We start from the raw sequence: 10283 nt of genomic DNA on the forward strand, positions 1-10283 counted from the left end.
GTGGAGAAGGCGAAACGCCTTGTTGGCAGGGGCGAGCCGCTCATCTTCACCGAGCGACCGATCCCGGACGCAGCGGACGTGCGGCTGACCGAGCTCGATGTCAGCAACCCCTTCCTGTTTCGTCAAGGAAAGTGGCATTCGTACTTCAAGCGGCTCCGCGAGGAAGCCCCGGTCCACTACCTGGCGGACAGCCCCTTCGGACCGTTCTGGTCGATCACGCGCTACGAAGACATCCGTGCCGTCGACACGAACCCTGATGTCTTCTCGGCCGAGCCTGCCATCATCATCGGCGACCCGTTGCTCGAGGTTGAGATGTTCATCGCGATGGACCCACCAGTGCACGACCTCCAGCGCAAGGCCGTCCAGGGCGTTGTGGCTCCCAGGAACCTGAAGGAGATGGAGTCACTCATCCGTGAGCGGGTGCAGGATGTGCTCGACAACCTGCCGACCGACGGACCGTTCGACTGGGTGGAGCGGGTCTCGAAAGAGATGACCGCCCGCATGCTCGCCACCCTGCTCGACTTCCCGTACGACCAGCGCCACAAGTTGGTCTATTGGTCTGACACGATCAGCGGCGTCGCCGAGGCCACCGGCGGCACCACCCACCAGGACGACTTCTACGACGCCCTCGGGGACATGGCACGCAACTTCATGGCCCTCTGGCACGACAAGGCGGCGCGGAGGGAGGCGGGCGAGGCGGCCGGCTTCGACTTGATCACCTTGATGCAGACCTCCGAGGACACCAAGGACCTGATCAAGCGACCGTTGGAGTTCCTCGGCAACCTGACCCTGCTGATCGTCGGCGGCAACGACACGACCCGCAATTCGATGTCCGGTGGCGTACTGGCTCTCAGCGAGAGCCCGGATCAGTTCGAGAAGTTGAAGACAGATCCCTCGCTGATCCCCAACATGGTGTCGGAGATCATTCGTTGGCAGACGCCGCTCGCGTACATGCGCCGGATCGTCAAGGAGGACGTTCACTTCGGCGGACAGTTCATGCGCAAGGGCGACAAGGTTGTCATGTGGTACGCCTCCGGCAACCGTGATGAGCGCCAGTTTGAGGACCCGGACGCCTTCATCATCGACCGTTCGAACGCGCGCAACCACATGTCGTTCGGCTTCGGCGTGCACCGCTGCATGGGTAACCGACTTGCCGAGATGCAACTGCGCATCCTGTGGGAGGAGCTGTTGGATCGGTTCGACAACATCGAGGTCATCGGCCGGCCGGAGTACGTGCAGTCCAACTTTGTCAAGGGCTATTCGAAGATGATGGTCAAGCTGACGCCCAAGGCGAGAAATTAGGTTCGAGTGACGGCAGCGAGCGGGAAAGCGCCATGGGCAACAGCCGTGTGATCATCGTCGGAGCCAGCCACGCAAGCGCACAGTTGTGTGCGAGCTTGCGTCAGGAGGGATGGAGCGGAGAGGTCCTGTTGATTGGCGATGAGCCATCGCTGCCCTACCACCGCCCGCCGCTGTCCAAGACCTATCTCGCGGGCAAATCCAGCCTAGAGGAACTCCTGATTCGGAAGCCGGATTTTTACGAGAAGCAACAGGTCGCGTTCCGCCAGGCACGTGTCGCGAGTGTCGACCGCCGAGCCCGTACGGTCACGCTGGCCGACGGCGAAACTCTTGGCTACGACAAGCTCGCTCTCTGCCTGGGTGCTCGACCGCGCCGGTTGAGCCTGCCGGGGGCGAATCTCGCCGGAGTCCACTACTTGCGCGATGCTGCCGACATCGAGGCTATCCGCGACGGCCTGACCACCACCGGCCACGCTGTCATCATCGGCGCAGGCTACATCGGGCTGGAGACGGCGGCGTCGCTCCGGAATTTGGGCGTCACCGTTTCGGTGCTCGAGAATGCCGACCGAGTTCTGCAACGGGTCACCGCCCCCGATGTGTCCGCGTTCTACGATCGTGTTCACCGCGAGGAGGGCGTTGACCTCCGCGTCGGCGTCGGCGTCACCGCGCTGGAGGGTGAGGACCACGTCCGCGGCGTTCGACTTGCAGACGGTGACTACATCGCCGCTGACTTGGTCATCATCGGCATCGGCGTCGTACCCAACGTCGAACTCGCCCAGACGGCTGGCCTGAACACGGACAACGGCATCCTCGTCGACCCGCACGGGCGAACCAGTGACCCGAACATCTTTGCGGCCGGGGACTGCGCCAACTTCTTCGATCCCCGCTATGGCTGCCGTCTGCGCCTGGAGTCAGTGCCCAACGCGGGCGAGCAGGCCAAAGTCGTCGCAGCGGCGATCTGTGGGAAAGTGAGGGAGATCTCCGCACTGCCGTGGTTCTGGTCGGACCAATATGATCTCAAGCTTCAGATCGTGGGCCTCAACACCGGCTATGACGAGATCGTGCTGCGTGGCGACCCGGAAACGGGCCGCGATTTTGCCTGCTTCTACTTCGATAACGGCCGGCTCATCGCAGCCGATTGTGTCAACCGGGCGCCGGAGTTCGTGTTCAGCAAGCGCGCGATCGCTCAGGGGCTGGCGCCGAACCGCGGGTTGTTGGCTGACCCCGCAACCGCGTTGAATTCACTCTTGGAAGCTCCGGCGACAAGCGCTGAGCCGGTGGGCGCGCTGAAGGTGGACGGCTGAGCGCCGGAACCACAGAAGATCGGCGTCAGCGGCGGGACCCGGACCCCGCGGGCGCTGAAGTGGCCAGTCCCGAGCTTGCCCGACTCGCCCTCGAACGTAGGTCTCGCCTGCGTGTGGGCGCCCGGCAACAGTCCTTGGCTACTCGATGACCGGAGAGACAGGCCAAGCTCTTCCGGGCCTACGTAGCTCCTCGCTGGGGTCGTGACGCATTGGGCAGGGGATGAAACGGGGCCAGGGTCACGTGCAGTGGAGATGTCTGAACTCACCTGTCGCCGAGCGGCTCTGCCAAGACCCGCGCGTCCCCGGCGCGGCCCCCGCAGTCGAATCCGGTGGAATCAAGGGCGTGTATGGGACTGGAATTGCAGAGAGCAATGGCGTCGGGGACCTCCCGTCATGAAAAGGTCGCCGGTTCGATTCCGACAGGCGGCTCCACCGCAGGTCTGTGACCTGCACGGCAAGACTGCGGCTCCCCGCGAGGCAGATGCGGATTATCGGTTGATATTCGTTCCTCCCGCCGCGCCTCGGCTGAATAAAGTCTCGTATGCGCCAACGTGCAGGACTGTCTCAAGCTCTCCGACGTCGCTGGGCTGCTAGCCAGCAGGATCCCGGCCGGGGTCGTCGACGTCGTGCCGCGCTGCTCGTCGCGATGGTCACGGTGGCCGGAAGCACCCTGGCCTACGCCGACCGGCAGGCGGCCCCGGCACCCACCCTCGCGACCATCCCGCACCTGGCACCGGAGTCCCGGGCCAGCGTCACCGTCGCCCCCGAGCAAGTGGTCCGGACGCCCGCCGCGGCCGACCACGAGGGCAACGTCACCGTGTCGGACCGGCGGCCGAATGTCCCGGCCGTCACCCTGGCGGCCTACCAGGACGCCAGCCGCGTCGTGAACGAGGTGGCGCCGTCGTGCCACCTCCGGTGGACACTGTTGGCCGCGATCGGCGAGATCGAGTCGGACCACGGCCGGACCAACGGCAACGTCGTGAGGTCCGACGGCACCAGCGCCCCCGGCGTCTACGGCATCCCGCTCGACGGATCGAAGGCCACCGCTGCTGTCCCCGACACCGACGACGGCAAGTACGACCGCGATGCGACCCACGACCGCGCCGTGGGACCCATGCAGATCATCCCTTCCACCTGGACGTCCGTGGCCGTCGACGGCGATGACGACGGTCGCAAGAACCCCCAGGACATCCAGGACGCGGCCTTCGGCGCAGCTGTCTACCTGTGCGCCAACGAGGTCGACATGAGCACGCCGAGCGGGCTGCGGACCGCGGTGTTCCGCTACAACCACAGCACCGACTACGTCGATGCCGTGCTCGCTCGCATGGGTCGGTACGAGGGCCTCACTCCCGCGCTGGCCGACGGAGCCAGCACGAATGGCACCGGCCAGGTGCAGCTCGCGGGTGGCAGCAGGACGGTTGAACGCGCGAAGTCGCAGTCCACCGATGCGCCGAACGAGTCCGGCGCGGCCCGCCCGACGAAGGACCACCCAGCCGAGCCGGTCAAGCCCGACCCGACGAGGTCCACACCAACTCCCGCCCCGACCCCGGACCCGACTCCGACTCCGTCCCCGACCCCGACCCCGGACCCGACCCCGGACCCGACCCCGCAACCCACGCCAACTCCGACTCCCAGCCCCACGGCCCAACCCCTGACCCCGGAGGAGGCGACGGCCTACTGCAGCACCGAGCTGACCGCCGCCCAGCTCGAGGCGGTCGGTGGGCTCGCCAGGTGCGTCGAGCTCGCCACGACCGGCGGGACCGCCGCGGTGCTGGCCCTGCTCGTCAGCACTCCGCCGGCCCCCTGACCCTTCCCGGCATGGAAGGCTTGGCCCATGACCGAGCCCGAGCACATCGAGATCTCCGGGAACGGCTTGACGTTCGCCGCCCTGGCGTGGGGCGACGCCGACGCTCCGTTGGCGCTGCTGCTCCACGGCTACCCCGACACGGCCTGGACGTGGCGCCACCTCGGCCCCCATCTGGCGAGCCGGGGCTGGCGAGCGGTCGCCCCGTTCGCCCGCGGCTATGGTCCGAGCTCACTCGCCCCCGACGGTGACTACCGGTTGGCGGCGCTGGCGCAGGACGCCGTGGCCATCGCGGATGCGCTGGGCGGCGACGAGCGCGCCGTGCTGGTCGGGCACGACTGGGGCGCCCTGACCGTCTGGCGAGTTGCGGAGGTCGCACCTGGCCGGTTCGCGTCACTCGTGTCGCTGGCCGTGCCACCGCCGCTCGTGATCCTGCGCCCGCTCGGCCACTGGTCCCGCCGGCGCCAGGCGCTGCGGCAGCTCCGCCTGAGCTGGTACGCCCTGTTCAACACGCTGCCCGGCGCGCACCGGGCACTCGACCGGCTGATCCCGCACCTCTGGAGCGCATGGTCGCCGGGCCACGACGCGACGGCCGACCTCGAGCATCTCTGGGACGCGCTGGACACCCCGAGCCGGCGCAAGGCGGCGCTGCTGTACTACCGGCACAACTTCGTCATGGCGGCCAAGCCGCTGTTTCTCGGCAGCCCGACCGCCGCCGTGCTCCACCTGCACGGCAGGAACGACGGCTGCGCCCAGGCCGAGCTGGTCGAGCAGTCCCCGGGTGACTTCCCCCCGGGCAGCACGTGGGAGGTGCTGGAGGGCTGCGGCCATTTCCTGCAGCTCGAACGCCCCGACGAGGTGAACGCCCGCATCGAGGACTGGCTGGCTTCCTGAGCCACCGGTCCGTGGACGTGTGTGACGGTGTCGACACTCACCCGCGCGGGACGCCAGTTCTGGGGCCCCATGTGCCTATGCTTCTTGAGTGCTTGACCTCGACTCCCGAACCCCCGTCCTGATCGCCGTCATCGGCGTGGCCGTCACCCTGATCGGTCTGGAGTTCTGCCTGCTCGGGCAGTGGTGGACGGGATTCGCGCTGATCGGTCTGGGCCTGAGCACCGGAAGCGTCAAGGAGCTCGAGTCCCCGGTCGGGTCCAGCCGCACCTGACGCCTGCGGCTCAGTCCGCGCGGGAGATCTCGGCGCGACGCCGCTTCTGCACGTAGAGGTCGTCGTCGGCGCGTGCCATCAGCGTCTCCGGGGTGTCCGCCGGACCCAGCACCGCGAGACCGAACGTCCACGGGGTCGACGAGTCGACCCGGACGCGCCTCAGCGTGGCGGCCGCCACGGCGGCGGGGGTGTCGGGCAGGAGGACGACGAACTCGTCGCCTCCCGTGCGCGCAATCGTGTCCTGGACCCGGAGGGACCGCTTGAGGTGGGCCACGACGGCGGTCAGGGCCTGGTCCCCGGCGAAGTGACCCAGGCGGTCGTTGGTCTCCTTGAAGTCGTCGAGATCGATCGCGGCGAGGGCCAGCGGGGCTCCGGTGCGGCCGGCGACGGCCATCTCGCGGCGCAGCTGGGTGGTGAGGCCCGTCCGGTTGAGTGCCCCGGTGAGCGGGTCGGACTCGATCTGCTGGTCGAGCTTGGCCCGCAGATAGAGCGCGACCTCGAGGCAGAAGTAGGAGGCCAGGGCGAGGTTGGCCCACGTCCTGAAGACCTCGTGGTGGTCGGTCGTCATGAGCGCGGCGGCCGACACCGCGAACTGGGCCGCCACGGTCGTCCGGGCGATGCCGGGGCGGAAGAACCAGCCGAGGTAGCAGCTGATCATGGGGTAGAGGACCAGGTTGTTGACCGCCATGATGGCGTCCCCACCCGCGGCGACCTGCAGCGCGGTGATGGCGGTGAACGCCCAGCACCCGGCCAGTCCCGCGAGGGGATGGAAGCGATTGCCCAGGAGCATCGGCATCGCGGCGATCGCCAGGGACAGCGCGATGACGAGGCAGGTCCATGCCGTGGACAGGTTGACCGAGCCGGTGACGAGGTCGAGGACCCCGGTCGCGGCAACGACTGCGGCCGCCAGCGTCGTGACCCGAGCGAATGCGGCCGACCTGGCGGCAGAGCTCGCGATTCTGTCTGGCAAGTGGATCTCCGTCCCTGCGCACCACCCTGCCATGCCCGCTCGCGGCATGGGGCGATTCCGCCGCGGACGGAGCCGGTGTCAGCGTGTGACGTCTCCCGGGCCGACGGCCGGGCGCCCCTGCCGGAGCAGGTTGATCGCGGTGTCCGCGATGACCTGGGCGTCGTAGGGGTCATCCGCGCGATACCACCGCGACACCCAGATGCAGGCCCCGAGCAGGAGTCGGGCCGCGACGACCGGATCCCCCGGGGGGAGGTCGCCGGATCCGATGTTCGCCGCCACGGACTTCACCCAGAGATCCTCGAACTCGCTGCTGAACGTGCGCCAGCGGTCGTAGACCTCCGGCGGGAGGTCGCCGCCGTCGAAGAAGACCGGCATGAAGCCGCGCATGCGGATCGCGGCGTCGACGTGCAGGCGGAGCAGGGCGTCGAGCTGATCGCGCGGATCGTGCGTCGCGGAGACCACCGTGCGCGCCGCGTCCATCATCTCGCGGGTGCTCCGCTCGAAGAGGATCCCCAGCAGGTGCTCCTTGGTGGGGACCGAACGATAGAGGGTCGCGCGAGAGACGTTGAGCTTCTCGGCCGCGTCGACGATCGAGACCTTGTCGAGACCACCTTCCGCGAAGAGCTCGGCGACGGCGTCCGCGACGGCATCCGGATCGATGTCCAGGCGTGGGCGACCACGCGAACGGGTCCGATCGACGGGGGCGGGGCTCTTGCGCGGGGGCATCGACGAACCTTTCGTGACTCGGTGTCTTGTCGAGTCTAGGAGGCCGCGCCTCGCTGGGCCCCGCGATCAGTCGGCGGTCGCGTCCGCGACAGCGGGGAACAGTGGAAAGACGTCATCCATCCCGGTGATCTCGAGAACCCGTCGCACCGTGCGGTTGGCCCCGGCGATCCGGAACGACCCGTGGCCCCGGACGATCTGCCAGCCGCCCACGAGGGCGCCGAGCCCCGAGGAGTCCATGAAGTCGACCCCCGTCAGGTCGACGACGACGCGCGTCGCCGGATCGGTGATGCGCTCGACGAAGTGGGCCCGCAGCTCGCGGGCCGAGTTGAGGTCGATGTCGCCGTCGAGCTCGATGACGTGGAAGCCGTCGCTCTGGCGGTCCGAGATGGTCAAGGTCACGAAGGTGCTCCTGTCAGGCGGAGGGCGACGATCCTCAGATCGTCGTCGAGGGTGCCGGGGACGGCGGTGAGGAGGTCGTCGATCCAGGTGTCGAGAGCGCGGTCGTGCTCGGTCATGACGGCGATCGTGCGCAGTCGCTCGATCGAGTCGTCGATCTGGACGTCGCGCCGCTCGACGACCCCGATCCGCCGGATCTCGACCGCGAACCGCTGGCACAGCTCGGCGGTCGACCCGGTCGCGGTCAGGCGGGTCGGGTCACCGTTGGCGAGGGCCTGCGCGATCACGGAGGCAGGGGCGGCGCCGAGGACCGTGCGGGGGTCGTCGCCGATGAGATCGCACGCGGGCCGACCGACCAGGCGTGCGGTGTCGGCCGACGCCGTCACGATGCGCCGGTCCTGGTCGAGCGCCAGGCCGGGGTGTGGTCGAACGGGCTGTCGTCGGGGCTCACGGCGCACCTTTCCTGAGAAGGCGCCGTCTGGGAGCACAACCGGCAAGCACCAGTTTATCCATGCGGTGCCGGGCCATCGGCCCGGCACCACCCCTCAGCCCTCGGCGTCCGGCGTCACCTTCGTCCCGGCGTCCGGCGGTGGGTTGCCGAGCACGTCCTCCGGCCCGTATCCCGTCGCGCCGACGGTCTGCGGCTCTGGCTCGGCCTCGGCCTCGATCGATGACTCACTCATGAGTGTCTCCCTCTCCTGATGGCGAGGGCGTACCCGGCGATCACGCGGTCAAACCCCGACCCACCACCGGGGCCGGCTACGCGTCGCCGTGGTCCGGCCCGTCCCGGCGGATCTCCTGGCCCGCGGCCACGTCCGCCTCGTGCTTCTCCTCGGCCTTCTCGATGTTGCGGGTGTCCCGCGGCGGCAGCTGGATCGTCTCCTCCGCGGCGATGCCGGCCTGCAGCTGGCGGCCCCGCTCCAGCTCGGCGTCGAGCTCGGCGCCGAACAGCAGCGCCAGGTTGGTCAGCCACAGCCACAGCAGGAAGACGATGACGCCCGCCAGCGAGCCGTAGGTCTTGTCGTAGCTGGCGAACATCGCGACGTACAGGCCGAAGGCGGCCGAGGCGAGGATCCACACGACGATCGCGAGCACCGCGCCGACGCTGACCCAGCGGAAGGTCGGCTGCTTCACGTTGGGCGTCGCGTAGTAGAGCACCGCGACGATGAGGACCACGATGCCGAGCAGGACCGGCCACTTCGCGATGTCCCACACCAGGATCGCGGTCGATCCGAGCCCGATCTGCTCGCCGACCGCCTCGGCGACCGGTCCGGTCAGCACCAGCGCGGCCGCGGCGACGGCCACGAGCAGGACCGCGAACAGCGTCACGAGCAGCTGGACGGGACGCAGCTTCCAGATCGGGCGCCCCTCACCGACCTCGTAGATGCGGTTCATGGCCCGGCCGAACGCCCCGACGTAGCCCGAGGCGGACCACAGCGCACCGAGCAGGCCGATGACCAGGGCGATGCCGGCACCCTGTGACGAGCTGAGCTGCTCGATCGTGGGGCGGAGGCTGTCGACGGCGGACGCCGGACCGACCTGGTCGACGATCTCGAGCAGGGCGTCGACCGTGCTCTGCCCCTGACCGAGGACCCCGAGCAGGGAGACCAGGGCGACGAGCGCGGGGAAGAGCGCCAGCACGGCGTAGTAGGTCAGCGCCGCGGCCAGGTCGGTGCACTGATCCTTGGAGAACTCGCGCAGCGTCTTCTTCGCGATGTACAGCCACGACCTCTTGTGCAGGTCGCCCGGGGAGTCAGGCTTGTCGCCGTCCTCGGGGTCGCGGGTGCTGCGTTCGCGGGCGTCTGCGGACGTGGATGTCATCGAAACCTCTCCAGGTGTGGTGCTCGGTGCGGCCGGGTGGCCGTGAGTGTGGGGCGATCGCCCGCGGCGTGGGCGATGATCACCCAGGCCGCGGGCCGCGGGTCACGGGCGACGAACGGCCCTGTCGACCCGGTTGTGGTAGCGGTGACCGAGGACTCCGCCGAGGACGGCGAACAGCAGGGTGATCAGGATGACCGCGACTCCGGCGATGACCGCGCCCCAGGTGAGCTCGTCGGTCGAGATCGGGATGCGGGGCATGTCGACCCGGTCGAGCACGTTGTACTTGTTGCCGAAGATGGCGCCGAGGGCGATTGCGACGATCGTCACGAGCAGCCCGATGACCCAGACGCCGACACCTTGACGAGCACCGTCGAAGCGCGACATCCGCCCGGCGACGTAGCCACCGGCGTAGTAGGCCAGCGCGAGGATGACCAGCAGGACGATGGCGGTCGACAGGCCGATCGTTCCGGCGGAGCGCTCGGCGTCGGACTGGGTGACCTCGACCGAGGAGTCGACCGCGGCCAGAACGGCCCCGACGATGCCGGCCAGCAGGATGGCCACACCGATGGCGACGATCCAGCCGAAGAAGGCGGCGCCGATGTTGAGCCCGCCGAACTTCTCGTGGGCACGGGTGTCGTCGACCCCCACGACGTCGTGGCGGCCGTCACGGGCCGGGTCGTGGGTCGTGCGGTCGTGCTGCGAGTCGTGCGTCAAGTCGTCGTGGGCCGAGTCGTGCGAGCGGCCGAGGTGTTTACGCATGTCCTGCTCCTTCGATGGGGCGGACAGATGTGACCGCTT

General features: G+C 68.7%; 12 protein-coding genes. 5 read left to right on the forward strand and 7 right to left on the reverse strand.

Annotated elements, in window-relative coordinates; genetic code table 11:
• From JWQ91_RS02215 to JWQ91_RS02235, 5 genes are all read left to right on the forward strand, one after another.
• A partial coding sequence (locus tag JWQ91_RS02215) for a cytochrome P450 (RefSeq protein ID WP_297780218.1) occupies positions 1–1302 on the forward strand: 1302 nt, incomplete at its 5' end.
• Positions 1303–1334: 32 nt separating this feature from the next.
• Positions 1335–2603 (forward strand): FAD-dependent oxidoreductase, encoded by a 1269-nt coding sequence (locus tag JWQ91_RS02220; RefSeq protein ID WP_297780220.1) that lies wholly within the window; start codon positions 1335–1337, stop codon positions 2601–2603.
• Between the two features lie 655 nt (positions 2604–3258).
• Positions 3259–4410 carry a lytic transglycosylase domain-containing protein gene (locus JWQ91_RS02225; protein WP_297780222.1) on the forward strand — a complete coding sequence of 384 codons (1152 nt, stop codon included), beginning with the start codon at positions 3259–3261 and terminating at the stop codon, positions 4408–4410.
• A 27-nt stretch (positions 4411–4437) separates the two neighbouring features.
• Positions 4438–5301 carry an alpha/beta hydrolase gene (locus JWQ91_RS02230; RefSeq protein WP_297780225.1) on the forward strand — a complete coding sequence of 288 codons (864 nt, stop codon included), beginning with the start codon at positions 4438–4440 and terminating at the stop codon, positions 5299–5301.
• Positions 5302–5389: 88 nt separating this feature from the next.
• Positions 5390–5572: a hypothetical protein gene (locus JWQ91_RS02235; RefSeq protein WP_297780228.1), complete on the forward strand. Its 183-nt coding sequence runs from the start codon at positions 5390–5392 to the stop codon at positions 5570–5572.
• 10 nt (positions 5573–5582) lie between these two features.
• Here JWQ91_RS02235 and JWQ91_RS02240 read toward each other — a convergent pair whose 3' ends face one another.
• From JWQ91_RS02240 to JWQ91_RS02270, 7 genes are all read right to left on the reverse strand, one after another.
• Positions 5583–6542 carry a GGDEF domain-containing protein gene (locus JWQ91_RS02240; RefSeq protein ID WP_297780231.1) on the reverse strand — a complete coding sequence of 320 codons (960 nt, stop codon included), beginning with the start codon at positions 6540–6542 and terminating at the stop codon, positions 5583–5585.
• 78 nt (positions 6543–6620) lie between these two features.
• Positions 6621–7268 carry a TetR/AcrR family transcriptional regulator gene (locus JWQ91_RS02245; RefSeq protein WP_297780234.1) on the reverse strand — a complete coding sequence of 216 codons (648 nt, stop codon included), beginning with the start codon at positions 7266–7268 and terminating at the stop codon, positions 6621–6623.
• A 66-nt stretch (positions 7269–7334) separates the two neighbouring features.
• Entirely contained in the window at positions 7335–7667 is a 333-nt protein-coding gene (locus JWQ91_RS02250; RefSeq protein ID WP_297780237.1) for an STAS domain-containing protein, read from the reverse strand.
• The gene (locus tag JWQ91_RS02255; protein WP_297780240.1) at positions 7664–8122 is read right to left on the reverse strand and encodes a hypothetical protein; all 459 of its coding nucleotides are present in this window, start codon (positions 8120–8122) and stop codon (positions 7664–7666) included. The genes JWQ91_RS02250 and JWQ91_RS02255 overlap by 4 nt, the downstream gene beginning before the upstream one ends.
• Before the next feature lie 87 nt (positions 8123–8209).
• Entirely contained in the window at positions 8210–8347 is a 138-nt protein-coding gene (locus tag JWQ91_RS02260) for a hypothetical protein (protein WP_297780243.1), read from the reverse strand.
• Between the two features lie 76 nt (positions 8348–8423).
• Positions 8424–9485, reverse strand: coding sequence for a YihY/virulence factor BrkB family protein (locus tag JWQ91_RS02265; RefSeq protein WP_297780246.1), 1062 nt, complete (start codon positions 9483–9485; stop codon positions 8424–8426).
• Between the two features lie 102 nt (positions 9486–9587).
• On the reverse strand, positions 9588–10244 hold the full coding sequence (locus JWQ91_RS02270) for a hypothetical protein (RefSeq protein WP_297780248.1): 657 nt from the start codon (positions 10242–10244) through the stop codon (positions 9588–9590).
• Positions 10245–10283 lie beyond the last annotated feature (39 nt).

This window comes from Aeromicrobium sp. (genome assembly GCF_025965075.1).
GTDB lineage: Bacteria > Actinomycetota > Actinomycetes > Propionibacteriales > Nocardioidaceae > Aeromicrobium.

Excerpts from the sequence above, each read along its gene's own strand:
- JWQ91_RS02220 (WP_297780220.1), top strand. The coding sequence starts at position 1,335 with ATGGGCAACAGCCGTGTGATCATCGTCGGAGCCAGCCACGCAAGCGCA.
- JWQ91_RS02230 (WP_297780225.1), top strand. The coding sequence starts at position 4,438 with ATGACCGAGCCCGAGCACATCGAGATCTCCGGGAACGGCTTGACGTTC.
- JWQ91_RS02245 (WP_297780234.1), bottom strand. The coding sequence starts at position 7,268 with ATGCCCCCGCGCAAGAGCCCCGCCCCCGTCGATCGGACCCGTTCGCGT.
- JWQ91_RS02260 (WP_297780243.1), bottom strand. The coding sequence starts at position 8,347 with ATGAGTGAGTCATCGATCGAGGCCGAGGCCGAGCCAGAGCCGCAGACC.
- JWQ91_RS02265 (WP_297780246.1), bottom strand. The coding sequence starts at position 9,485 with ATGACATCCACGTCCGCAGACGCCCGCGAACGCAGCACCCGCGACCCC.
- JWQ91_RS02270 (WP_297780248.1), bottom strand. The coding sequence starts at position 10,244 with ATGCGTAAACACCTCGGCCGCTCGCACGACTCGGCCCACGACGACTTG.